General features: G+C 44.9%; 24 protein-coding genes and 1 tRNA gene. 21 read left to right on the forward strand and 4 right to left on the reverse strand.

Translation table 11 applies throughout. From position 1 onward, the window contains the following. Positions 1-5 precede the first annotated feature (5 nt). From tilS to QE357_RS20160, 13 genes are all read left to right on the forward strand, one after another. The gene (gene tilS, locus QE357_RS20100) at positions 6-1331 is read left to right on the forward strand and encodes a tRNA lysidine(34) synthetase TilS (protein WP_309711239.1); all 1326 of its coding nucleotides are present in this window, start codon (positions 6-8) and stop codon (positions 1329-1331) included. A 98-nt stretch (positions 1332-1429) separates the two neighbouring features. After that, complete coding sequence (locus QE357_RS20105) at positions 1430-2614, forward strand: aldose epimerase family protein (RefSeq protein ID WP_106637065.1); 1185 nt, start codon at positions 1430-1432, stop codon at positions 2612-2614. A 110-nt stretch (positions 2615-2724) separates the two neighbouring features. After that, complete coding sequence (locus tag QE357_RS20110) at positions 2725-3660, forward strand: D-2-hydroxyacid dehydrogenase (RefSeq protein ID WP_309711242.1); 936 nt, start codon at positions 2725-2727, stop codon at positions 3658-3660. Positions 3661-3964: 304 nt separating this feature from the next. Next, positions 3965-4876, forward strand: coding sequence for an outer membrane protein assembly factor BamD (locus QE357_RS20115; protein WP_106637068.1), 912 nt, complete (start codon positions 3965-3967; stop codon positions 4874-4876). A 54-nt stretch (positions 4877-4930) separates the two neighbouring features. Continuing rightward, complete coding sequence (locus tag QE357_RS20120) at positions 4931-5251, forward strand: DNA-directed RNA polymerase subunit omega (protein WP_106637069.1); 321 nt, start codon at positions 4931-4933, stop codon at positions 5249-5251. Positions 5252-5320: 69 nt separating this feature from the next. Further along, positions 5321-6520 (forward strand): bifunctional phosphopantothenoylcysteine decarboxylase/phosphopantothenate--cysteine ligase CoaBC, encoded by a 1200-nt coding sequence (gene coaBC / locus QE357_RS20125; RefSeq protein WP_309711246.1) that lies wholly within the window; start codon positions 5321-5323, stop codon positions 6518-6520. 22 nt (positions 6521-6542) lie between these two features. Then, entirely contained in the window at positions 6543-7466 is a 924-nt protein-coding gene (locus tag QE357_RS20130; RefSeq protein WP_307141556.1) for a DUF4835 family protein, read from the forward strand. 33 nt (positions 7467-7499) lie between these two features. Continuing rightward, entirely contained in the window at positions 7500-7949 is a 450-nt protein-coding gene (locus QE357_RS20135; protein ID WP_106637071.1) for an N-acetyltransferase, read from the forward strand. Next, positions 7930-8151, forward strand: coding sequence for a hypothetical protein (locus tag QE357_RS20140; RefSeq protein ID WP_106637072.1), 222 nt, complete (start codon positions 7930-7932; stop codon positions 8149-8151). The genes QE357_RS20135 and QE357_RS20140 overlap by 20 nt, the downstream gene beginning before the upstream one ends. Positions 8152-8211: 60 nt before the next feature. After that, complete coding sequence (gene recN, locus QE357_RS20145; protein WP_106637073.1) at positions 8212-9867, forward strand: DNA repair protein RecN; 1656 nt, start codon at positions 8212-8214, stop codon at positions 9865-9867. A 33-nt stretch (positions 9868-9900) separates the two neighbouring features. Continuing rightward, positions 9901-10299, forward strand: a complete 399-nt coding sequence (locus QE357_RS20150; protein ID WP_106637074.1) for a hypothetical protein — start codon at positions 9901-9903, stop codon at positions 10297-10299. A 17-nt stretch (positions 10300-10316) separates the two neighbouring features. Beyond that, entirely contained in the window at positions 10317-10967 is a 651-nt protein-coding gene (locus QE357_RS20155) for an SCO family protein (protein WP_309711255.1), read from the forward strand. A gap of 99 nt (positions 10968-11066) precedes the next feature. Beyond that, complete coding sequence (locus QE357_RS20160; protein WP_106637076.1) at positions 11067-11453, forward strand: RidA family protein; 387 nt, start codon at positions 11067-11069, stop codon at positions 11451-11453. A 73-nt stretch (positions 11454-11526) separates the two neighbouring features. On the opposite strand, the gene QE357_RS20165 is transcribed toward QE357_RS20160, so the two are convergent. Next, complete coding sequence (locus QE357_RS20165) at positions 11527-13023, reverse strand: DUF4301 family protein (RefSeq protein ID WP_106637077.1); 1497 nt, start codon at positions 13021-13023, stop codon at positions 11527-11529. Positions 13024-13150: 127 nt separating this feature from the next. Here QE357_RS20165 and QE357_RS20170 point away from each other — a divergent pair, with 127 nt between their 5' ends. The 5 genes from QE357_RS20170 to QE357_RS20190 all read left to right on the forward strand — a co-directional run bounded on the left by QE357_RS20170 (position 13151) and on the right by QE357_RS20190 (position 16571). After that, complete coding sequence (locus tag QE357_RS20170) at positions 13151-14053, forward strand: hypothetical protein (RefSeq protein WP_309711260.1); 903 nt, start codon at positions 13151-13153, stop codon at positions 14051-14053. A gap of 11 nt (positions 14054-14064) precedes the next feature. Continuing rightward, positions 14065-14505 carry a nucleoside deaminase gene (locus tag QE357_RS20175; RefSeq protein ID WP_369804162.1) on the forward strand — a complete coding sequence of 147 codons (441 nt, stop codon included), beginning with the start codon at positions 14065-14067 and terminating at the stop codon, positions 14503-14505. Between the two features lie 112 nt (positions 14506-14617). Next, on the forward strand, positions 14618-15226 hold the full coding sequence (locus QE357_RS20180; RefSeq protein ID WP_106637080.1) for a superoxide dismutase: 609 nt from the start codon (positions 14618-14620) through the stop codon (positions 15224-15226). A 107-nt stretch (positions 15227-15333) separates the two neighbouring features. After that, a tRNA-His gene (locus QE357_RS20185) sits at positions 15334-15409 on the forward strand. A 280-nt stretch (positions 15410-15689) separates the two neighbouring features. Beyond that, positions 15690-16571: a MerR family transcriptional regulator gene (locus QE357_RS20190; protein WP_309711263.1), complete on the forward strand. Its 882-nt coding sequence runs from the start codon at positions 15690-15692 to the stop codon at positions 16569-16571. 78 nt (positions 16572-16649) lie between these two features. On the opposite strand, the gene QE357_RS20195 is transcribed toward QE357_RS20190, so the two are convergent. After that, positions 16650-19667 carry a TonB-dependent receptor gene (locus tag QE357_RS20195; RefSeq protein ID WP_309711267.1) on the reverse strand — a complete coding sequence of 1006 codons (3018 nt, stop codon included), beginning with the start codon at positions 19665-19667 and terminating at the stop codon, positions 16650-16652. Between the two features lie 162 nt (positions 19668-19829). Between QE357_RS20195 and QE357_RS20200 the strand changes: the two genes are divergently transcribed. After that, on the forward strand, positions 19830-20885 hold the full coding sequence (locus tag QE357_RS20200) for a DUF3089 domain-containing protein (RefSeq protein WP_309711269.1): 1056 nt from the start codon (positions 19830-19832) through the stop codon (positions 20883-20885). Positions 20886-20936: 51 nt separating this feature from the next. After that, a complete protein-coding gene (locus QE357_RS20205) occupies positions 20937-22013 on the forward strand; it encodes a mannose-1-phosphate guanylyltransferase (protein ID WP_309711272.1) in 1077 nt (358 codons plus the stop codon). A 71-nt stretch (positions 22014-22084) separates the two neighbouring features. Here QE357_RS20205 and thiL read toward each other — a convergent pair whose 3' ends face one another. Further along, entirely contained in the window at positions 22085-23107 is a 1023-nt protein-coding gene (gene thiL, locus QE357_RS20210) for a thiamine-phosphate kinase (protein WP_106637085.1), read from the reverse strand. Between the two features lie 95 nt (positions 23108-23202). Continuing rightward, the gene (locus QE357_RS20215) at positions 23203-23658 is read right to left on the reverse strand and encodes a hypothetical protein (protein WP_309711276.1); all 456 of its coding nucleotides are present in this window, start codon (positions 23656-23658) and stop codon (positions 23203-23205) included. 80 nt (positions 23659-23738) lie between these two features. Here QE357_RS20215 and QE357_RS20220 point away from each other — a divergent pair, with 80 nt between their 5' ends. Further along, positions 23739-23984: a cytochrome b5 domain-containing protein gene (locus QE357_RS20220; protein WP_409050255.1), complete on the forward strand. Its 246-nt coding sequence runs from the start codon at positions 23739-23741 to the stop codon at positions 23982-23984. Positions 23985-24098 lie beyond the last annotated feature (114 nt).

A 24098-nucleotide genomic window follows, 5' to 3' on the forward strand; every position in this document is an offset into this window, starting at 1 on the left:
GATCCGTGCTGACTGATTTTTTAGCATTCATTAACGAGAGAAAACTTTTTTCATCAACCCACCGCCTGTTAGTGGCCGTGAGTGGTGGACTCGATTCGGTGGTGCTAACAAAACTGCTCCAGCAAGCCGGCTTCTCTTTTGCCATCGCCCACGTTAATTTTCAATTACGAGGTCAGGAATCTTTCCGAGATGAGTTTTTTGTACAAACATTGGCCGAATCGTATCAGGTTCCTTTGTATATCGAACGTTTTGATACCAAAACTATCGCCCTACAAAGCGGACTTTCCACGCAGCTCACCGCCCGAAATCTCCGGTATGACTGGTTTGAGAAAATTCGTGTCAAAGAACATTTTGATTGGATTCTTACGGCTCACCATTTGAATGATTCGCTCGAAACCCTACTGATGAATCTAACTCGTGGGACGGGGCTTTCCGGCATTCGCGGGATTCCCGAAAAAAATGGGTTTATCACCCGTCCGCTTCTAGGCTTTAATCGTACTCAGTTACATCAATATGCACAGGAACAGGGCTTAAGTTGGGTGGAGGATTCTAGTAATGAAAAAGATGCCTATCAGCGAAATCAGCTTCGTCACCATGTCGTTCCGCTACTGGAAGAGCTCAATCCTAGTTTGACCCAAACCCTTCGGCATACGCTGGATCGTTTGCAGGCAGCCGAGCGTTTCATTGATCAGCAACTAGGTACGTTTAAACAAAACGTCACCCAAAATTCCGTTATTCCTTTTACAGCCCTTGAAGCTTTTCCAGAACCCTTGTTGGTTCTCAGCGAAACGCTCAAGGCGTATCATTTTACGTATCAGCAGAGTAAAGCCATTTACGAAAACCGCTTTGCTCAGACCGGAAAGCGGTATAGCTCCCCCTCCCACTTACTCGTACTGGACCGTCAGCAATGGATTCTTCAGTCGAATTCAGACCGGGCCTTGCACAGCTACGAAATCAGTACGGTTCCTTTTTCTATGAATACCCCATTTTTCAGCCTGACGTTGCAATGGGTTGAAAATTTTTCTTTTTCCTCAGATGCCCAAGTCGTGTTTCTGGATGCATCTCTGCTCGATTTTCCGTTACAATTGCGTTTATGGGAATCAGGAGATTGGTTTTGTCCGCTGGGAATGAAGGGTAAAAAGCAGAAAATCAGCGATTTTTTAATTAATCAAAAAGTATCAGTGCTGGAAAAAGAAAGCCTGTATCTTCTTGAATCAAAGGGTAATATTGTCTGGGTAACGGGCAAACGCCTCGACGACCGTTATAAAATTACTGAAAACACTACGCAGATTTTACGGGTTGAATTACGACCAATTTCGTCTATCCATTAATCTTCACTGCTTTGAGGTAGTGGACATTTCCGGCAAGTGTATAGATTTGTCAGGGCAAAAGCTCTAAGCCATAGGCCGTACTCTTAAACCTTACTCTCATGTCTTTATCATTTCTCAAAACCGGAGGACTCGCTCTGACTCTGGGCCTGGCCATAGCTTCCTGCCAGTCCTCCAGCGAAAAATCTGCTCAATCTCAAGAAGATTCCACCATGACCTCCCAAACTTCAACTATTACCAAAGCTCCTTTCGGAACACTCGAAGGCCAGGCCGTTGATTTATACACGCTCACCAACAGTAAGGGCATGATCGTGAAAATCACTAACTACGGTGGAATCATTACCGAGTTACACACGCCCGACAAAGACGGCCATTTCGATGACATTGTGCTTGGATTTGATTCGTTAGCCGGTTACCGTCAGGATGTTCCTTACTTCGGAGCTTTGATTGGCCGTTTCGGCAACCGTATTGCTAAGGGCACCTTTAATCTGGAAGGAAAAACCTACAAACTGCCCATCAACAATGGCCCCAACTCCCTGCACGGTGGCAAGGTAGGTTTTGATAAAAAGGTCTGGACGGCAGAAGAAGTAAAAACGGATTCGACCGTAGGTCTGAAACTCAACTTGGTGAGCCCCGACGGCGATCAAGGTTACCCCGGAACGCTCCATGTAACGGTTACGTACACCCTAACCAACGACAATGCCCTTCGGATTGATTATGAAGCGACAACAGATAAGTCTACGGTGATTAACCTAACCAATCACACCTACTTTAACCTGACAGGCGGAAAACGCGATATTCTCGATCACGAAGTGGAGTTGAAAGCGAGTAAGATTGTTCCTGTGGATGCTACGCTTATTCCAACGGGTAAGCTTCAGGATGTGAAAGGTACTCCCTTTGATTTCACCAGCTCGACGGTCATTGGCAAGCGTATTAATGACACTAAAGACGAGCAGATTAAAAATGGCGGCGGTTATGACCACTGCTGGGTATTCGACCAATCTGGTACTGGTCTGATCTCGCAAGGTTCTGCTTACGAACCAACGACGGGCCGTACCATCGAGTTATTAACCACCGAACCCGCTGTACAGTTTTATAGTGGTAACTTCCTCGACGGTAAACTGACGGGGAAAGGCAACACCAACTATAAAAAACGCTGGGGCTTCTGTCTGGAAACAGAGCATTACCCTGATTCCCCTAATCAGCCGTCATTTCCTTCAACGGTATTGAAACCCGGTCAGACCTACAAATCGACTACGGAATATCGTTTCTCGGTTAAAAAATAAATCGTTTAATCTGGCAGGAGCCGGCTTGGAAAGGAAATCTTTTCGGGCCGGCTCTGCTGTTTGGTTTAGAATTTTTAGACCTTTTCGGGCATACAAACCAGAGCATACTCATGAATGTATACGTACAAACGCCCTTAGGCAATTCCGAAAAAGAATACTTTACCAGCAAACTTCCCGAGTCCGTTCAGGCAGTTTTTGAATCCGACTTATCCGAATCTACCCGTCGGGAAAACGTCGAGAAGGCGGATATCATTTTTGGTAATGTACCGGCAGAGTGGCTCGAAAACGCCAAAAATCTTCGCTGGGTGCAGTTACATTCCGTTGGATTTGATAAATACCAGGATTTAAAAACCAAGGCCACGTTAACGAACATGAAAGGCTTTTATGCCCAACCCTGTGCCGAAACGGCGGTGGGCGGAATCTTGGCTTTTTACCGAAAAATGGACGTTTTCGGCATTCTTCGCAGTCAGAATAAATGGGTGGGGCAATCCATGCGATGCGAGATGAGCTTACTGCGAAAGAAAAAAGTGCTCATCATCGGCACGGGCAGTATTGGACAAGCCTGTAAGAAAATTCTCAGCGGTTTTGATTGCCCCATCGACTTTTTTGGTCGCAGTAGTCCCGAAGCCCGTTTTCGTACCCCAGAAGAGCTCATAAACGGCATTCAGGAGTTTGACGTGATCATTAATACCCTGCCTGGGACGGAAGAAACCCGCAAATTTGTATCAGCTGAGATGATTAGCCGTTTGAACGGTAATGCCGTATTTGCTAACGTAGGCCGGGGTACTACCGTCGACGAAGAAGCTCTCACCCATGCCTTACTGAACGGGGATATCGCCGGAGCCGTACTGGACGTAACCCAGGAAGAACCCCTTCCCGAAAAACATCCGCTCTGGGATTGCCCCAACGTTATTCTTTCCCAGCATTCCGGCGGTGGTTACCGCGAAGAATTCCGGGATTTATCAGATATTTTTCTGGAAAACCTGGATCGTTTTTTGGCTAACCAGCCGTTGGAAAACATCATTGATCCGAAAAAAGGGTATTAGGTGGGTTTGACGCTGTTTGAAAAGGTTAATAAGGGTTGAGAGGTTTGATTTCGTTTCGCACGTAGACGGAACTTGAAAAGTCTCCAACCTTTTCAATGATCAAACTCCTTTCAAACCACCTCAAACACGAATCAAACCCTTTCATAACGAGACTTTTAGATCCTGTTTTTAGGAAAATCTGATAATAAAGCAACCTCAACCGAATAGTTTTGCATCTTTTTACGTTAACAGGGCTGCCATCTTACTTAAAAAGCCTACGGAACCATTGTTAACTCTAAAAGGAAAGACGTATCTTTGCGGACTTATGCAGACTATTCGGTATTTTGTTCTATTTCTGGGCCTTACCGCCCTTTTGACTTCCTGCGGAAGTTTTGAGAAACTTCGCAAGAAAGGTACGGACGAGCAGAAGTATCAGGCTGCTTTGACATATTACAAAAAAGGCGACTACGATAAAGCCGTTTTACTCTTCGAAGAGCTTAAACCTATCTTGAAAGGTTCGGATCAACAGGAGCTGGCTACGTTTTATGAAGCCTACTGTAATTATCACCTTTCGCAGTATGAAGTAGCTTCCTTCCAGTTCAAACGGTTTTACGAAACCTTTGGCCGAAGTGACTACGCCGAAGAAGCTCTTTACATGAGTTCCTATGCCTCGTACCGGGCCTCCATGCCCTATTACCTGGATCAGGCTAGTACCTTGACGGCTATGGATAACATGCAAAGCTTTATTAACACGTATCCTCAGAGTAAATTCGTAGACGAAGCTTCCAAAATTATCAAGGAGTCTCGCAGGAAGCTGGAAAAGAAAGCGTACGAACGGGCCAAGCTGTACTTTAAAACCAGCCCGGCGAACCTCCAGAATTTCCGCTCTGCCGTTTACGCCATTAACAACTTTAAGAAAGAATTTCCAGACTCTGATTACAACGAAGAGTTAGCCTTCTTACAGGTTCAGGCTCAGTACGAATTTGCTCAGAACAGTATTTACAATAAGCAAAAAGAGCGTTACGACGAAACTGTAAAATATTACCAGGATTTCGTTGATGCTTTTCCGCAGGGAAAATTCACCAAGAAAGCCGAGCGGTTCTACGAAGATTCCGTGAAACAATCGAGCAGACTGGCTGAAGAAGAGCGAATCGCGAAAGCTGCTCAGGAAAAAGCAAAAGAAAAAGCTGCTGAACCCGCTTCGACCGGACGCGTAGGTGGCTCGACTAATAAATAAGCTCACCTGGGGTGAGTGATTCCATTCAAATCGTAAACAATAAAGATCAGAGATATGCCTGCCAATCCTTCTATCGTCACCCGCGACACAGACAAACTGGCCGCTAAGACGAACGGCAATATTTATGAAGCCGTGGCCATTATGGCCTCTCGTGCCAAGCAACTTTCCGTTAAACAAAAGGAAGAGCTTAACCAGAAACTTTCGGAGTTTGCCTCAACGGTAGATAACCTGGAAGAAATCTTTGAAAACCGCGAACAAATCGAAATTTCAAAGCATTACGAGCGTCAGCCGAAGCCTTCTTCTCTGGCCATCGAAGAATATATCGAAGAGAAAGTAAACTGGCGTTACCGCACCGATTTACCCAGTGAAGATTAATCACTAGCCCTTCGAAAAAACCTCCGTATCTTCGCCGATACGGAGGTTTTTTCATATAATACCGATCTTATGCTTGCAGGAAAACGGGTGTTACTGGGCGTTTCCGGTAGTATCGCTGCCTATAAAATTGCCAGTCTGGTTCGCTTACTTATCAAAGCCGGGGCCGAAGTACAGGTCGTCATGACCCAGGCGGCTACCGAGTTTATTACCCCATTAACGCTTTCGACGCTTTCCAAGCGTCCTGTTTACAGTCAGTTTGTTAGTAATCCAGAAACAGGTACCTGGACGAATCACGTGGATTTAGGCCTTTGGGCAGATGTGATGCTGATTGCTCCTGCCACGGCACATACCCTCGCCAAAGCCGCTCATGCCCAGGCGGATGATCTGCTTTCAGCCGTTTATTTATCCGCTCGCTGTCCGGTTTACTGGGCTCCGGCGATGGATCTGGATATGTATCAGCACCCGGCGACGAAAGAAAACCTGCGACGGCTGGAAAGCTTTGGTAATCGCATGATTCAGGCTGGATACGGAGAACTCGCCAGCGGATTAACCGGCGAAGGCCGTATGGCGGAGCCCGAAGAATTACTGAGTATTTTAGAAAAACACTTTCAGCAGGATAGTCCCTGGAAAGGCAAAAAAGTATTACTAACTGCTGGCCCTACTCAGGAGGCTATTGATCCCGTTCGGTATATTTCCAATCATTCTACCGGAAAGATGGGTTACGCCCTGGCAGAGGCTCTGGCAGAAGCGGGAGCTCTGGTAACCCTAGTAAGTGGCCCCACACACCTGCTCATTAAAAATCCAACTATCCGAAAAATTGATGTTCGTTCAGCCGGGCAAATGTATGAGGCGGCTCAACGGGCTTTTCCTGAACAGGATGTTACCATCCTAGCCGCCGCCGTTGCTGATTATACCCCCAGCGTGGTAGCTTCGGAAAAAATCAAGAAGAAGGAAGCCATTTTCAATATTGAACTTCGGAAAACCGTTGATATAGCAGCGACCCTGGGCAGTCAGAAAAAACCTGGTCAATTATTGATTGGCTTTGCCCTGGAAACCAATAATGAAGTAGAAAATGCGACGCAGAAGCTTCTGAAGAAAAACCTGGATTTGATTGTTCTTAATTCGCTTCAAAACGCCGGAGCAGGCTTTGGACACGATACCAACCAGATCAGTATTATTGATCGGCAGCAGCGTTTGCTTTCTTATGAATTAAAATCGAAAACGGCAGTGGCAACGGATATTCTCGAAGCTATTGCCGCGTATTTATAATGCCATCCATCCCCGATACGTTATGAAAAGCTTTTTACAGAAACTTGGGTTATGCTTTTCCTGCCTTTTGCTGATTAACCCAGTCATTAAAGCTCAGGAAATTGCCTGCACCGTCACGCTGCGGACCGATCAGATGCGGGTAAATCAGCAATCTAATAATGGGCAGCAGGTTTTTGGAGAGCTGCAACGGGTGATGACCGAATTTGTAAATGGTCGTCGCTGGACAAACGATCAGTTTCGGGAAGAAGAAAAAATTCGACTGGATATTTCATTAACCTTTCAGAAGGCCACCGCTCAGGGCGATTACGACGCTCAGGCCGTTATTCAGGTCTATCGTCCCATTTATAATTCCAGTTATGAAAGCGTACTGCTGCGGTACGTAGACCGGTCCTTTTCTTTCAGGTATTTACCCGAAAATCCGCTGAATTTTAATGATAATGTCTTTTCAGATAACCTGACATCGCTCCTGGCTTATTACAGTTACATCGCTCTGGCTCTGGATTATGATTCTTTCGGAAAACGCGGCGGCGAACAGTGGATTCAGCGGGCGTATAACGTAGCCAATTTGGCTTCGACGGGCGGTTTTATCGGCTGGGATCAACGTGGCGACCAACGGAGCCGGTATTGGCTGGTGGAAAATCTTCAGAATCAGCAGTTGATTCCTTTCCGTGAGGGCCTTTATACGTATCACCGTCTGGCCCTGGATACCTTTGGTGATCAGCCCGATGAGGCCCGTAAAAATATCCTCGGCGTTTTAAATAACATTCGTCAGGTTGTTCAGCTCAAGCCTTCTTCGTTAGTAATTAACAGCTTTTTTGATGCCAAATCCAACGAGTTAATCCAGGTCTTTTCCCGCGGAACGGCTGCCGAGAAAAATCAGGTCTATCAGGTTCTTTCCCAACTCGATCCAACCAAAGCCGATTCATACCGACAACTCGTCAAGTAAGCTTCTGGAATAAAGCTTTTAGACCTTTTAGTTATGATTTCGCTACGCCCTGCCACCACTAAAGACCGAGATTGGATCTATTGGGTTAAGAAAAAAACGCTGGGTTCGTACGTAGTGGCTACCTGGGGAGCTTGGTACGAAAAAGTCCAGCGAAACTTCTTTGATGAGACTTTTCAGGAATCCGTCATTCAGATCATCTATTATGACGAGCAACCCGCTGGCATACTCCGCGTAGAACGGCGGGATCAGGAAATATTTCTTTCGGAAATTTATATCTTGCCCCCCTTCCAGAATCGAGGCATTGGGTCTTTATTATTGGAAGAATTAAAGACCGAAGCTCAGCAACAGAACTTACCTTTGCAACTTACCGTTTTACAGGTTAATCAAGCCGCCCGCCGTTTTTACGAACGCCACGGCCTAAGCTGTACGGGCGAGATTAAGCATCATTACGTTATGACCTATCATGGGGAAAAGAATCGTTAGAATTCCGGCTACGTCAGAAGCCCTTTCGGGCCTGAAAGGCATTCATCTCAACCTGGTGTTGCGAAACGGCGTTACTTATTTTGGTCGCTTCATTTCGGAAGAAAATCAGGTGATTACTCTGGAAGATGGTTTACAGCGTGAACGCCGCTATCCGCTACAGCAGATTGAGGAAATTGTTTACGATATAAACGCTGCCTTTTAATTTTGGCATACGCCGCCTCGTATCCTTTTGTACCTTTGAAGGTGACCCTTATTCCTACTCATGCTTTCCAATCTGCTTATACAGAATTACGCACTTATTGAAACCCTTGAACTTTCGCCCAGCGGAGGTTTAAATATCATTACTGGTGAAACCGGAGCGGGAAAGTCCATTTTACTGGGAGCCATTGGCATGCTTCGGGGCAATCGGGCCGACACGAAAGTGCTCTGGGATCCCAACCAGAAATGTATCATTGAAGGTCAATTTGATATTTCGGGTTACTTTATTAAGTCGATTTTTGAAGAAGAAGAAATCGATTACGACACTACGTGCATCATTCGCCGGGAGATTAGTCCTTCGGGTAAATCCCGGGCTTTTGTCAATGATACGCCCGTTAACCTGGAAACCCTCCGCCGGATTGGCTCGGAGTTAATGGACGTTCACTCGCAGCACGATTCTATTTTGCTGGGTTCGCAGGAATATCAGCTACAACTGGTAGATACCTACGCTCAGAACAGTTCTTTGCTAGAGGCTTACAAAACGCAATTCAGCGATTTCCGAAAAAAACGCGAAGCCTACGATCGGCTTCAGGCAGAAGCTAAGGATATTCGGAGAGAATTTGACTATAACTCCTTTTTGCTGGAAGAGCTTTCCAAAGCCCGTTTTCAGGAAAACGAACAGAGTGAACTAGAGAAAGAGTTAACCACGCTGGAAAACGCCGAAGAAATCAAGCAAAAGTTAATTGCGGCCACTGGTTACCTCAACGATCCCGAGCAAAGCATTCTGGGTTGGATGCAGAGCGTAGTTGGCCATCTCAATACCATCAGTGGCTATAACTCCGTTTACGCTTCCCTGCGGGATCGCGTGCAAAGCTGCTTGATTGAGCTTAAAGATGTCGTCGTGGAACTGGAGTCGGAAGGCGATTCCGTGGAGCTGGACGACGAGAAAATTGTTTTGCTTCAGGAGCGGTTAAGTATGCTTTATAATTTACAGAAAAAGCATAATGTCACCACCGTAGCCGAATTATTAGGTATTCAGGCTGAGTTGGAAACGAAAGTATCCAAAGTTCTCAATCTGGATGATGATCTGGCTGCGGCTGAAAAAGCCGCTCATAAATCCTGGGAAAAACTCGAACAAGTAGCTCGCAAACTTTCAGATTCCCGCAAGGCCGTTCTTTCGGAAATTGAAGATCTGGTATCGGGCTTGTTAAGCGATCTGGGTATTCCCAATGGCCGTTTAGTCGTGGACATGCAACTGGGCAAACCTAGCAGTCAGGGCATTGATACGGTTAATTTTCTCTTTTCGGCGAACAAAGGCATTCAACCCCGGCAGCTTCGGGAAGTAGCTTCCGGCGGAGAATTCAGTCGCTTAATGCTGGCGGTGAAATACATTCTGGCTAATAAGCGGTCGTTGCCGACGATTGTCTTTGACGAAATTGATACGGGTATCTCCGGCGAAATCGCCATTAAGGTGGGGAACATGATGAAAGACATGGCTCAGGGCCATCAGCTCATTGCAATTAGTCACCTTCATCAGATTGCCGCCAAAGGCGATGCTCATTATTTTGTTTATAAAGATCATTCTTCCGACCGAACGGTTTCCCGCATCAGGCAGCTTTCAACGGAAGAACGGGTGCTTGAGATTGCTCAAATGATTGGAGGAGCCAAGCCCTCTTCGGCTGTGATTGAAAACGCCCGGGAATTACTGAGTCAGTCCTAAATTCGCTTCATTCCTAATAAACCCCCAATAGTTATGAAAACAGGTTGCTTACCCCTTTTATTCATTGCTGCATTAACTGCTTGTCAGAATCCTCCCAAAGAAGATTTGACTAAATTTCAGAAAGAAGTAGAAGGAATGCACGACAAAATCATGGGTCCTTACATGCAGATTGCCGATTTACAGGAAGAAATCCGTCAGCAAATAGCCAAGGATACCACACAACGAGCTCAGGGCGATAGTTTGATTGAAGCTCTGGGGAAAGCCGAAAAAGGAATGGACGAATGGATGGGTAGCTACAACGGCGATACCCTGCTGGATTTATCTCCCGAAAAAGGCAAGGCGTATTTAGAAGCTGAGAAAGCAAAAGTTACCGCTGTTGAGCAACAAACCAGCAGCAGTGTAGCCGCCGCCAAGGCCTTTTTGAAGAAATAATACTGATTGAAATTTCCATGAAAATAATAAAACTATCTGTACTATTACTTTCACTGGTAGGCTTATCTGCCTGTGAATCAGAACCAGCTCGTTTGCCCATTTTGGGGCCACGGCAGGGGGTTTCAACGAAAGTAGTAGACGGGAAAGAAGTAACTGATACCCTTTATCATCAGATTCCGGATTTTGCTTTTGCCAGTCAGTACGGCGATACCATTACCCAGAAAAATTTCGAAGGGAAGATCTACGTCGCTGACTTTTTCTTTACGACTTGTCCCACCATCTGTCCTAAAATGACGATGGAAATGCGGAAGTTATACGAGAAATACAAGGACGATCCGCAGGTCATGTTTCTCTCCCACTCGATTGATCCCAAACGCGATAGTGTGGGACGTTTGAAGCAATACGCAACTGATTTGGGCGTATTTGGGCAAAAGAGCTGGTACTTTGTAACGGGTGATCGCAAGGAAATTTTTGATATTGGACAGAATGCCTACTTTGTTTCTGCTAAGGAAGACAGCGACGAGCCCGGCGGTATTCTCCACAGCGGAGCTTTCATTATCATTGACCCTCAGAAACACATCCGTGGCATTTACGACGGCACACGGGATGAAGTAGTAGGCGAAGTAAGTGAAGCCATTACCTTATTAAAGAACGAGGCGGGAAAGTAATCAAAACTTAGGGCCAGGTTACTTTCGACAATCCTTACCTAGTAAAGTATTTCCGTTCCCCTCACTGAAAACTGTAAACCTGACAACTGTAATTAAATCATGTCCCAACGTCAAACCATCCTTTCGGGCTCGCCCTGGGAAGATAAAGTAGGTTACTGCCGGGCCGTACGCATCGGTAATTTGATTGAAGTCGCTGGCACAGTAGCCATCGTAGACGGCGAAAAAGTAAAGGCTGATGATGGCTACGCTCAAACCAAAAATATCATCGAACGCATTGAAAAAGTGCTTGAAGAAGCCGGAGCCAGCCTGAAAGACGTGGTTCGTACGCGGATGTTTACCACGGATCTAACAAAGTTTGACGAAATTGGCCGGGCACACGGTGAGTTTTTCAAGGATATCAAACCCGTTACGGCTATTTACGAAATCAGTAAACTCGTTAGTCCAGAGTACCTGATTGAAATTGAATTTACGGCCGTTCTGGCTTAATCATTGGTACTATAAAAAAGTCCCGCTGTCAATCAAAACAGCGGGACTTTTTCTTTATAAAATCACTTCCTGATTATCCTTTATGTTCATCACGAAGCAAATCATTAACCGTTTTTACCGGATTAAACGTAATCAGGGGAACTTCCACGAATAAGGTATTCCAATCCGACATCGAGCCATTCCAGAGACCGGGTAATTCCTGAGCTTTCAGGTCTTTTCCGTCTTTGGATTTTTGGGTAATAAAGCCCGTCTGCGGATCGCGGAATTTCAAAAGGTCAAAAGCTTTGCCCGTGTAGTCCGTCCAGGAACAAACTAAATCGACGGGATTGAAGTGGGTAGCTTTCAGGAATTTGTCTTTCTGTACCTGATCGTCCATGTCAACCTGAGCGGATTCTACCACCTGTAGCTGACTCGTGCCATCTGAACTTTTCGCCCAGAAAGGTCCGCCGCCTGGCTCACCTACGTTTTTAACCATTCCGCACACCCGAATTGGACGATTGAGTTTGGTACGGAAGTACTCAACTACTTTTTCTACCGGCCATTCGTAGAAACCTTCAACGGGTTCTACGCACAGCACGCGACGTAAAAACTCGTCGATTTCAGCCATTAATTCCTGACTGGTATCGCCGCTATCAAGCCGCTTGAGGTAATCAAATAACCGTTGACGTGTTTGCAGCAACGTTCCGGCGATGGCTCGTTTGTAAATCGTTGTCGTGTTCTTTAAACGATCAGGAACAACGTTATCAATATTCTTGATAAACACCAGATCAGCCTCTACATCATTCAGGTTAGCCAGTAAAGCTCCGTGACCCGCAGGACGGAAGAGCAGCGAACCGTTTTTGTCAGTGAACGGTGTGTTATCGAGGTTTACAGCGATTGTATCCGTTGAAGATTTTTGTTCGGAGAAATCAATTCCGAAGCCGAGGTTATGACGCTCCGCGTACTCAGCCGCTTTTTCTTCGATTAATTCCGTGAATTTAGCCTTATGCTCCGGCGACACGGTAAAGTGAATAGCGACTTCGCCTTTCGAGCGGGCATAACTGGCTCCTTCCACCAGGTGCTCTTCCACAGGCGTACGATTTTCGTTTTCGTAACGGTGAAATTTCAGCAAACCTTTGGGTAAAGAACCGTAGCCCAGACCTTTGTCCGTCAGAAAATACTCAGCAATGGTTAATCGGTCAGCCGTTTCGATGTCAAATCCGTCTTTAGCTAAAACAGCTTTCAGGTCATCATAAAACGCAAATTCACGGATTCTCTCGAAGAATTGCTCCACGGATGAGTCCGATTTTCCAGCTTCGAGAAAAGCAAATAAGGATTTAAACATACGGGTGGCGGCTCCCGAAGCAGGAACAAACTTAACGATCCGAAGCGTTGGCACGTATTCTTCGTAAGTATCGAGAGCTTCCTGAATTTGCTCATCGGTTAATTGAAGAATACCATCCTCCGGCGTAGCGGCACGGGTTAGGTTCATCCATGGAAATCCATCAATAAAGTACTGAATCTGGTCTTTGACCGTTTGTATCTCAATACCTTTGGCTTCAATTTGTTCTAAATCCTTTTGAGAGAACATAATAAACAGTAATGTTGAGGCTGAAATTCCTTCGTTAAGTGGATAGTTAGTTTTTAATTCTGTTTTAAAATTAGAGCATTTTCTAGAAGAACTAACTTCAATCTTTACTTAAAGTTTATAAAAAGCCATGAACTATCACACTTCTTATCGATTGATTATTTTTTTAGGTTTACTCACGGGTGCCACCGCCTGTGATAAGCTATTTCCCGAGAAACCGGAGACGGCTTCTTTCGGCTCGGCCCAAAATCGAGGGGTACTTGACAACCCAGATATAACTGAAGCGTCGGGGCTGGCTGTTAGTCGTTATAGCCCTAATCTTATATGGACACACAACGACTCGGGTAATCCCAACGAGATTTATCTGCTCGATGATACCAATGCAAAATGGAAAGCTACCTTAGTACTTGAAGGAGCCGTTAATAATGATTGGGAGGACATGGCGGCCTCCATCCGCGACGGCGTTCCGACTTTATACGTAGGCGATACGGGAGACAACCTCAACCAGTATGCCACGCATATTATTTACCGTTTTGCCGAACCAGACGCTACCAAATTATCGGGAAAAACTTCGGTAGCATCCTCGGCTATTGACCGGATTACCTATCGTTATCCCGATGGGCAATGGGATTCAGAGGGCTTCTTTATAGATCACGAGACGCAGGATATTTACATCATTTCCAAAGTTAGCTCTGCTACCAAGCTCTATCGTTTGCCTTATCCACAATCAACACAGAGCGTTATTACCGCCGAAGTAGTAGAAGACCTTGCCCAAACTACCATCACAGCGGCAGATCTCTCACCCAATGGGCAGGAGTTACTCATCAAAGATTACCTAACGGTTTTTTACTGGAAGCGTAATAGCGGCGAGAGCATCGCCCAGATGATGAAACGTTCCCCCCGCGTGATGCCCTATTTCCCAGAGCCTCAAGGTGAGGCAATTGCCTTTGCTACGGATAACTCCGGTTATTTTACCCTTAGTGAAGATCGTTCCGGTATTCGCGGACATTTGTATTTTTACCCCCGCAGATAACCCGAACACGTGTGACGTTAAGTGACGAATACTTTATGGCCGTAGCCTACGAGCTGGCCCAGCAGGCCGCTGAAGTGGGCGAAATTCCCGTGGGTGCCGTGGTGGTATCCCAAAACCGAATCATTGGTAAAGGTCGAAATCAGACTGAAGAATTACGTGACGTAACGGCCCACGCCGAAATTATTGCCCTGACGGCTGCTAGCCATTACCTCGGCTCCAAATTCCTTCGCGATTGCACCCTCTACGTCACGCTTGAACCCTGCGTGATGTGTGCGGGAGCTTTATACTGGGCTCAGTTGGGGCGTTTGGTTTACGGAGCCAGTGATTTAAAACGGGGGTTTTCCCAATCGGGCTCTTTATTACACCCTAAAACCCGGGTTACCTCGGGCATTATGGCCGCTGAAACCGAGCAGCAGCTACTCGATTTTTTCAGAAAATTACGACGGAACTAAGCCTTTCTTTAATATTGCAATCGGTTTAAGGAACCTTTGGACCTTGGAACACCTTTTTAAAACGAGTAGTCACTCATTTACTATTTCTAAATTCTATAATATTCAACCAGCTATGGCTTTTGAACTTGCTCCTCTCCCCTATGCGGCAGATGCATTAGAGCCTCACTTCGATGCTCAGACTATGACGATCCACCACGACCGTCACCATCAAACCTACGTAACGAATTTGAACAATGCCGTTGCCGGTACCGAACTCGAAGGAAAGACACTGGAAGATCTTCTCAAAAATGTAGGTCAATTGCCCGTAGCCGTTCGTAACAACGGTGGCGGTCACTGGAATCATACTTTTTTCTGGAATATCCTTTCTCCCAGCGGAGGCGGTGCTCCTAAAGGCGATTTAGCTGCTGCGATTGATGCCAAATTCGGTTCATTCGATGCATTCAAAGACGAATTCAAGAAAGCCGCCGCCGCTCGTTTCGGTTCAGGCTGGGCCTGGTTAATTGTAGGAGAAGATGGCGAATTAGCCATTTCCTCTACGCCTAATCAGGACAACCCTTTAATGGACGTTGCCGAGAAAAAAGGTAAGGTTATTTTAGGTCTTGATGTGTGGGAACACGCCTATTACCTGAAGTATCAGAACAAACGCCCTGATTACGTAGATGCCTTCTGGAATGTAGTAAGCTGGGACGTGGCTGAAACCAACTATCAATCAGCCAAGTAAGGTTAAAACAGGGAAGAGGTAAAGACTTTTTTATACTTTTCTTCTTCCCTTCTTTCAAAAGCACTTGCTTTTTGCTTTCTGATTGCAGTATATTTGTAGCTCGAAACGGAGGATGTAGCTCAGCTGGTTAGAGCACCAGATTGTGGTTCTGGGGGTCGCGGGTTCGAACCCCGTCTTTCTCCCTCCTGTCAAACCTGATAAGCGTCGCTTGTCAGGTTTTTTTCTTTTATTCCCTCTCCTTTCCTCTTTTTCATTAGATCGCACTCAGGAGTCATTAATCAGAGATAAGTATTTTTTATTAAACAAATAGTAAACGGCTACGGTTTAATAAAGCAGCCCGACTGGATGAAATTGGGTTTATACTATCTCTCTCCGTACGATAAACTAAGTCCACCCCCTTAATTGATACGTTGCGTATTGAGTTTGAACGTATGCTTCAGCCCTCCGTGATCTATTTATAGCCATGAGTACCTACTCGATTAAAGATTTAGAACAATTATCAGGAATTAAAGCACATACGCTCCGCATTTGGGAGCAACGATACGCTATTCTAAAGCCCCAGCGTACCTTCAGCAATATTAGAACTTATGACGAACAGGAATTAAAGCTGGTACTTAATATTGCCCTGCTGAAAGAGCATGGCCTGAAGATTTCAGAAATTGCTAAAATGAAGACGGAAGAAATCCATCAGCGGGTTAATGCCATTTCTGAAAGTCAGATTAGTTACCCTGAACAAATTCACGCTCTTACCTTCGCCATGCTCGACCTTGATGAAGATCAGTTCGAGAAAATTATTACTACCAATATCATCAAGCTGGGTTTTGAAGCCCTGATTATCAATATCATCTATCCCTTTCTGAATCGCATCAGTACGCTTTGGATGACGAGCAGCATCGGCCCCGCTCAGGAACATTTCATTGCGAATCTCATTCGTCAGAAGATCATTGTAGCTATTGATGGTCAGTTAAATAAGCAGCGGGAAGGCTCTAAAAAATTCATTCTGTTTTTACCCGAAGGTGAACTTCAGGAGCTGATTTTACTTTTTGCGGATTATGTCATTCGTTCGCGTCAGAATAAGGTAGTCTATCTTGGTCAAAGTTTGCCCTTCGAAGAGCTATCGTTTGCCTATAATCTGCACAAGCCTAATTACTTACTAACCATTTTTAAGTCCGCTCTTGACTGTGGAGAGTTTCAGGCTTATCTCGAACGACTTTCGGCGAATTTTCCCCAGGCCCAGATATTAATCATTTGTAATCTTCATACTTCTCACAACCGAATTCGCATCCCGGACAATATTCAGTTGGTGGGAGGAATTCAGGATTTAATTAGCATTGCTGAATACTAAAAACAAGGCGTTCCCCGAAAGGAACGCCTTGTTCAATTTTACACTACTAGTTCGAGTTGAACGATCTTTGGTGTTTTATTATCGTAACCATTCGTCAAAAGTCAAGCCGACGTAATACATACTTCCAATCTGCGGGTTAGCCCAGGCCGTGGTATACGCCTGATTAAGCAGATTATTAGCTCCTGCTTTAAGAACGGACTTAATGCTTTTCATTTTAAGGCTTACCTGAGCATCCAGGGTGCCATAAGCCGGTATAACAATTTGCTGGCTGTTCACCGCTGTGCGGGCTTGAGCAGGTAGAATCAGATCATTCCAATAAAATCTGGTTTGGTAGCGGTAGGTTACGTTAAAACCCCAATCACTATTAGCCGAAATAGCACGCGTCAGGGAAAGATTATACCGATACTTCGGCGTGTTGAACCCCACCTGAAAGCCATCGTCCAGAACATTATGATTAGGCGATCCGTTGAATAAGCTTACGTTTTTTGTTGGTAAGGTCGTATTAGAAAGGTTACCACTCACCACTAGGTTTTTCATTAACTGATAATCCAAGCCCAAGCCAAAACCCTGGTATCGAATGCCTTCGTTATAGTTTGTTGTGGTCGAAACCGTTCTTGTCCCAATCAATGGATTTTCTGGGGTTACAAAGACCATACCACCAATGTAATTCTGTAGCAGACTATGGTAATAATAGGCATCAATCACCAGACGGTTCAGCACCAATCCTTTATAGCCCACTTCATAAGTTAATACCCGTTCCGGCTTCAGGGGATTGAGTTGCAGTCTGTTCCACTGGGAAGGGTCCGTTGGATGAGCTAAATAACGATCATCATAGGTGTATAAAGCGTAATTGTTCAAATGGTACCGATCTCGGGTAATGGCTAATCCACCCACCAATAATGAAACGGGCGTTTCTAAATTAATGTACTGATGCTGAGCGGTGGGAATACGGAAACCCGTCTGATAACTAGCCCGAAGGTTATGCTGTTTGGCCAGTGTCAATACGCCTGAAAGTCGTGGACTCCACTGGCCTTTGAAGTTTTCATTCTTATCGTGCCGTAGAGAAGCCGTTAGTTTCAAAATACTGGCAAATGACCTGGACGCCTGTACATAGCCGCCCCACTCCTGAATGTTATACTCCGCATTGGAATTAGGCTTTTTCAGAAAGATAGTACCTTGAGAATTTAGATCATAGATTCGGTAATTTCCGCCCACTAACAGTTCAAGCACCTCTGGAGCAATCCATTTTCTCAGATTATACATACCTTCGGCGTGATACAAATTCGTCCGATCCATAAACTTGGCTCCGCTGGGAATAGCCGTGGACTTTATCTCTTGGGCAGCAGCATTGAATTCCGGTGTTCCTGGCATTAACCTTCCCTGATCCGCCGTGCTACGAGCCAGATTCTGTAGAAAACCGCTGTTAAGCTGAACCGCCTGTAGAGCAGATTCATAAGCTGACTGAGGAGCTTGACCCGCATTAATAGCCGACTGAAAAGCCTGATTGAAAAATGATAACGCCCCACCTCCGTAGGTAAAGGCGTATTGGGGATACCAGGAACCGCCCAGATTGGCAGCGTTCAGACTGGGTTTACCAGCTTCATTGAGGTAACTCGCCAACACGCCCGCCGCATAAGCATTACCCGAACGTTCCTGCGTGGTATACCCTCGAATGAAAAAATCATCGCCTTTAAGCTCAAGTTTATACTGTCCCAGAATAAAATCTTTGATGTAATACCGATCTGTTGAAGTATAAACCGTAGTTCCCAAACCCCAGTTTCCCTGCAAAATGGCTTCCAGTTTGGGAGTAATCCGGTAATGCAGAGCCCCGCCGACTTTTAAACTCTGAGTACGATAATCCACCAGATCTTTTTCAGCATAACCCGTACGAGCCACAAGCTGATTGGGTAAAATAAGGGTATTAATAATCGTTGAAGCAGACTGGTTGGTAAGGGCTGCCAAGTTTCGAACGCCGTTAACTACCCCTACCAGTCGGGGGTCAATCGCGGCCAGTTGCTCCTGGGGTAACTGCATGAAACTTTCAAAATACGGACGAAAACTGGCCAGATTGACGTTGGAAGAATTCTCATCCCCATACACATTAACCCCATTATAATTCTGATTATCAGCAACAGTTCGATTGAAGCCAGGGTATCGAGCATCATCCTGACTTAAACCAAAACTTTGATCCCGGTAATCCGTAGCCTGCCAGTCTTTAGCGGTTAAGTAACTCACATTGAGTTTTAAGGCAAGTTTAGGATGAATAACCTTAGCGTAACGGACCGAGACATCATAAAAAGGCGTTGTAGCCATAGTTCGGTTAGCCGCGTGCATAATTCCGGTTTTTACCGAAGCACTGATTCCCTGAGAAGTGAAGGGATTTTTACTGTTCATTAACAATAAGCCATTCGTTGCATTGGGGCCATACAAGGCCGAAGCAGCTCCCGGTAATAACTCTACGCTTTCAACGTCCAATTCTGATAGCCCCACCATGTTGCCGACGGCGAAACCAAGGCCGGGAGCCTGATTGTCCATTCCATCTACCATCTGAACGACCCGCGTATTTCCATTTCCTGCAAACCCACGGGTATTGATCGAGCTAAACGTAAGCGATTGCGTAGAGATGTCTACTCCTTTCAAATTTCGTAAAGCGTCGTAAAAGCTGGCGGCTGGCGTGGACTGAATCGTTCGCATATCCATTTTTTCCACCGTCACAGGTGATTTTAACACATTTTCTTCTATTCGGAAAGCCGAAACAATCACTTCATCTCCCAAAAGGGCCTGTTCTTGTAAGGCAATAGGGAGAAAGGTTTGCGTAGGGTTCACTTCCACAATCTGAGTAGCGTAACCCACGCTGGAAACTTTCAGTTGAAGGGGGGGCTTTTGACTAGCCACCAACTGAAACTCCCCTTTGGTATTAGTAATGGTTCCATTTACCTGTCCAACAATCGTTATACTAACGCCGGCCAAGGCTTCTTTAGTAACCGAATCTATTACCTGGCCAGAAAGGAGAATTTGAGCCTGTAGGAAAAAAGGAAGCAAAGCAAGCCCTAGCCCAAATAGAATAGGAGAAGAATACGTAAAAAAATGCTTCATACCAGTGGTGAATACATAATGAAGGAATAAAATAAGGCTGAGGTATCTACAAAGTAGCTGATAATCTTACGTTTTTTTATGGATTCCTTCTAAAAGATTTACCACTACCGAAAGGGTTGCAATCCCTCTGAAACACTTTTAAATCTAAATTGTTAATCAATCATGTACGCACTGATTCGGATCATCCTAATACCCTCATTACTATTGATTTTCACCGGGTGTTTCCGTCCTAAACGTTACTTGATCGAATCAGCCTATTCCATGGATCAGCAACCTAACGCTCCTGATTACTCCAATTCCGCTCACTGGGCTACGCTCCCGGATCGGCAGGATGCGGCGGATTTTATCCCCAGAAAATCCGCGTATATCGATCAGCAGTCCACCTCTAAAGTTGACGTATTCTTTATTCATCCAACACTTTACGCGGCTAAACCCGAAGGTAATCAGTCTTGGAATGCGGATGTAAATGATGCTCGGATTAACGCCCGTGTGGATAGTAATTCGATTATTAATCAGGCCACGGTTTTCAATGGTTCAGGACGTATTTATAGTCCGCGTTACCGTCAGGCTCATTATTCCGTTTTTGTAACGAAAGACACAGCAGCCCGCGACCAGGCTCTGGCATTAGCTTATTCAGACGTAAAAAAGGCTTTTGAATATTATTTGAGACACTACAATAAGAATCGGCCTATTATTATTGCTTCGCATAGCCAGGGCTCTATTCACGCGATTCGATTGATTCAGGATTTTTTTGATGGGAAAGAGTTACAAGCTCAATTAGTGGCAGCGTACTTAATTGGTCGCCCGATTTCCAAAGGAACTTTCAAGTACATCTCTCCAATTGAAACGCCAGGCCAGGCCGGGACTTTTGCAAGTTGGTGCACCTTTAAAAAAGGGTATCACCCCGAAAAAGGCTTCTTTCAGGAAGGTCCAACTATTATTTCAACGAATCCTTTACTCTGGAATACATCTGATACCTATGCTTCGCGTTCCTTACATCGGGGCGGCGTTGGCCTTAACTTTAAATTTCGCAAAAAATTAACGGACGCTCAAAACCACAATGGTTTACTCTGGATTTCGAAACCTCGGGTACCCTTTGGTTTTTTGTTACCGATCAAAAACTGGCATGTAGCCGATATTAATATGTTTTATGGAAATCTAAGAGAAAACGTAGCTTTGCAGGTGGAGAATTATTTTAAAACGCATTCCACCAGATAAGCTGCTCTAGATAGCCGCAAAACACTAACGTATCTATCCTTTAATCTATCAATGAACTTCCAACACACATACGTAGTCATTATGGCCGGGGGCGTAGGCACCCGATTCTGGCCTTTCTCCCGTCAGAGTTACCCCAAACAATTTCACGATGTATTAGGCGTTGGCCGCACCATGCTGCAAATGACCTTCGACCGGCTGGCGGAAATCTGTCCTCCTGAAAACGTCTACATTGTCACTTCCCAGGAATATTACGATTTAACCAAACAGCAGTTACCCCAGCTTTCGGATCACCAAATTCTTTTGGAACCCTCCCGTCGCAACACGGCTCCCTGCATTGGGTATGCCTGTTATAAAATTGCCGCCCGTGACCCTCAAGCCAATATCGTCGTTACGCCCGCCGATCATTTAATTCTTAAAGAACAAGAATTCGTTGACCGGATTAAAGTGGCTCTCGATGCTACTGAGAATTCAGACTTGTTGGTTACGCTGGGTATTACCCCTACTCGCCCCGATACGGGTTACGGCTACATTCAGTTTGATGACCAAGCCGAAGGAGAGGTAAAACGCGTGAAAACTTTCACCGAAAAGCCTCATTTACAGCTGGCTCAAGCTTTCTTGGAAAGTGGCGACTACGTTTGGAATGCCGGTATTTTTGTCTGGAATGCCAATTCAATCCGAAAGGCTTTTGAATCCTATTTACCTGAAATGGACGAAGCTTTCCGGGATATGGCTACTCACTTTTACGCCGACAGCGAAGCAACGCAATTATTAAGAGCGTATCCACAATGTCGCAATATTTCCATTGACAATGGAGTGATGGAAAAAGCCCAGAATGTACACGTCGTATTAAGTGACATTGGCTGGTCGGACTTAGGTACGTGGAAGTCTCTTTATGAGGTAAGCGAGAAAGATGAAAACGGCAATGTGATGGATGGACACATTGTGACACATAACACCACGGGTTCCATCATCAAAACACCTAAAGAGCGACTGGTAGTGGTTGAAGGCCTCCAGGACTTCATCGTTGCTGAGTTTGACAACGTACTGATGATCTGTCCTAAAGATCAGGAGCAAAAGGTTAAAGAGTTCGTGGCTGATGCTACCAAGCGAGGTTTTGAATTCGTTTAACTCTTTTTATCCCTAATAAAAAGGCCCCTAAATTCGATTTAGGGGCCTTTTTGCCAATATACGCTGAGGTGTTACTTTTCCCAGCCCTGAGCCGTTAAAGGAACAGCCTCATTTTGTTTGGTAATGAAAAATGCTTCAGTTGGATCAGAAGACATGAAGCCAATGAAACTGATATCAGTCGTATGATCCAAGATTTTCTGATAATCTTCCTGACGAATAGTAAAGAGTAGCTCATAATCTTCTCCACCATTCAAAGCAGCAGTAAACGGTCCTAGCTTCAGCTCCGTAGCCGCCAGATAAGATTTTTGATGAATGGGAATTTGTTCTTCAAATACCCGAACTCCCAAACCTGACTCTGCCGCCAAGTGACGTAACTCCGATGCTAGTCCATCTGAAACATCGATCATGGATGTAGGGACAATATTCAGCTCCCGTAACTGCTTAATGATGTCCAGACGAGCATCAGGCTTCAGTTGTCTTTGCAAAACGTATTCATGACCTGTTAATACCGGCTGAGCTTCGGGAGCTTCAAGGAAAACTTTCTTTTCACGCTCCAGAATCTGTAACCCTAAGTAAGCACCGCCTAAATCGCCCGTAACGCAAATGATATCATTAGCATTAGCACCTTTGCGATAGGTAATCTTTTCCGTTTCAACCGTACCAATGGCTGAGATTGAAAGAATAAGTCCTGACCGAGAGCTGGTAGTGTCACCCCCTACTAGTTCTACTTCATAATCTTCGCAGGCAGCGAAAATCCCTGCATACAATTCATCAATGGCTTCTACCGAAAAACGATTACTTAGCCCAATGTTAATGGTGATCTGCTTTGGAATACCATTCATGGCCAGAATATCAGAAATTCCAGCGACTACCACTTTGTAACCCAAATGCTTTAAGGGTACATACCCTAAATCGAAATGCACGCCTTCAATTAGTAATTCCGACGATAGCAGTTGATAGCCATGGTCAGCGACAACTACAGCAGCGTCATCACCAATCCCTTTAATCGTAGTAGGATTATGAATTTGGCTTTGAGATGCAATGCGATCAATAAGTCCAAACTCTCCCAGTATATTCAATTCCGTACGTTCCATTCTTTGCTAACCTTATGAAAAAGGCATTAGTTTCCGAGCATGAAAAAAGCCTCCCTGAACGGAGGCTCTGCAAAAATAATGTATAATTTGTTCAACTAAGGATTAACTAACTGATACTTGTTGGTGGTATTACCCGTTTTCGCGTCTGGTGAAGTACGAGTCAGGTTCAGTTGTGTTTCCGTTGGAGCTCCGTCAAAAGTGAATTCTATAGTTCCTGTTGTACCCGTAGGAACGGGCTGTAAATTGGTAAGCGTTAATTTTGAATTATCAGATGAAATAGTCCAGTTGCCTACAAAGGTAGTCTGATCAATAGTGGTAAGTCTAACCGTTTGCTGAGCTGTACTACTGAGATCAAGCTTGAAGTAAGAATAACTATCTTTAATATTGCCAGTAGCTCCTTTCGTATAAACTGTAGTGGCATTTTCCTTAACGGTATTAGCAGTCCAAACTTTACGGATTACTTCCGATATAGGCTTGGGATTGGATTTGCCACAACTACTTACAAACACAGAAGAAATAAGGATAATAGAGAATAATAAATACTTTTTCATAAGTGCTATAATTTTTCACTAAAATAGTAGAATTCTAAAAAATACGCTATACCCCTAGGTAAACAACTTAAATTAATAAAATGAGATCTATGGACGATTTGCCCTTCTATACAAAATCACAGTTAGCCTTGAGAAACGGACAGGATAGAGAAGAAATATGGGTTGCCTATGAGGGATCGATTTACGAGGTAACTCATTCTAGGCTATGGAGAAATGGCAAGCACTATGAACACTGGGCCGGTCAAGATTTGACCGAAGAATTATCTGAAGCCCCTCATTCCAAATCCGTATTTATAAAATTCAAAGTAGTAGGCCGATTGAAGTAATAATACGTTTTCCAAGGGTAGCTACCTTAGATCTGGAGTAGATACGAAGGAAAATAGAAGGTAATGAGAAGCGAAGGTAGGCGGAGCAGCTAGTCTAGGGATAAAAGTAAAAAC

The organism is Siphonobacter sp. SORGH_AS_0500, assembly GCF_031453245.1.
In the GTDB taxonomy this organism is placed as follows: domain Bacteria; phylum Bacteroidota; class Bacteroidia; order Cytophagales; family Spirosomataceae; genus Siphonobacter.

Coding starts and splice junctions, on each gene's coding strand:
- QE357_RS20105 (WP_106637065.1), top strand. CDS start 1,430: ATGTCTTTATCATTTCTCAAAACCGGAGGACTCGCTCTGACTCTGGGC.
- QE357_RS20110 (WP_309711242.1), top strand. CDS start 2,725: ATGAATGTATACGTACAAACGCCCTTAGGCAATTCCGAAAAAGAATAC.
- QE357_RS20115 (WP_106637068.1), top strand. CDS start 3,965: ATGCAGACTATTCGGTATTTTGTTCTATTTCTGGGCCTTACCGCCCTT.
- QE357_RS20120 (WP_106637069.1), top strand. CDS start 4,931: ATGCCTGCCAATCCTTCTATCGTCACCCGCGACACAGACAAACTGGCC.
- coaBC (WP_309711246.1), top strand. CDS start 5,321: ATGCTTGCAGGAAAACGGGTGTTACTGGGCGTTTCCGGTAGTATCGCT.
- QE357_RS20130 (WP_307141556.1), top strand. CDS start 6,543: ATGAAAAGCTTTTTACAGAAACTTGGGTTATGCTTTTCCTGCCTTTTG.
- QE357_RS20135 (WP_106637071.1), top strand. CDS start 7,500: ATGATTTCGCTACGCCCTGCCACCACTAAAGACCGAGATTGGATCTAT.
- QE357_RS20140 (WP_106637072.1), top strand. CDS start 7,930: ATGGGGAAAAGAATCGTTAGAATTCCGGCTACGTCAGAAGCCCTTTCG.
- recN (WP_106637073.1), top strand. CDS start 8,212: ATGCTTTCCAATCTGCTTATACAGAATTACGCACTTATTGAAACCCTT.
- QE357_RS20150 (WP_106637074.1), top strand. CDS start 9,901: ATGAAAACAGGTTGCTTACCCCTTTTATTCATTGCTGCATTAACTGCT.
- QE357_RS20155 (WP_309711255.1), top strand. CDS start 10,317: ATGAAAATAATAAAACTATCTGTACTATTACTTTCACTGGTAGGCTTA.
- QE357_RS20160 (WP_106637076.1), top strand. CDS start 11,067: ATGTCCCAACGTCAAACCATCCTTTCGGGCTCGCCCTGGGAAGATAAA.
- QE357_RS20165 (WP_106637077.1), bottom strand. CDS start 13,023: ATGTTCTCTCAAAAGGATTTAGAACAAATTGAAGCCAAAGGTATTGAG.
- QE357_RS20170 (WP_309711260.1), top strand. CDS start 13,151: ATGAACTATCACACTTCTTATCGATTGATTATTTTTTTAGGTTTACTC.
- QE357_RS20180 (WP_106637080.1), top strand. CDS start 14,618: ATGGCTTTTGAACTTGCTCCTCTCCCCTATGCGGCAGATGCATTAGAG.
- QE357_RS20190 (WP_309711263.1), top strand. CDS start 15,690: ATGAGTACCTACTCGATTAAAGATTTAGAACAATTATCAGGAATTAAA.
- QE357_RS20195 (WP_309711267.1), bottom strand. CDS start 19,667: ATGAAGCATTTTTTTACGTATTCTTCTCCTATTCTATTTGGGCTAGGG.
- QE357_RS20200 (WP_309711269.1), top strand. CDS start 19,830: ATGTACGCACTGATTCGGATCATCCTAATACCCTCATTACTATTGATT.
- QE357_RS20205 (WP_309711272.1), top strand. CDS start 20,937: ATGAACTTCCAACACACATACGTAGTCATTATGGCCGGGGGCGTAGGC.
- thiL (WP_106637085.1), bottom strand. CDS start 23,107: ATGGAACGTACGGAATTGAATATACTGGGAGAGTTTGGACTTATTGAT.
- QE357_RS20215 (WP_309711276.1), bottom strand. CDS start 23,658: ATGAAAAAGTATTTATTATTCTCTATTATCCTTATTTCTTCTGTGTTT.
- QE357_RS20220 (WP_409050255.1), top strand. CDS start 23,739: ATGAGATCTATGGACGATTTGCCCTTCTATACAAAATCACAGTTAGCC.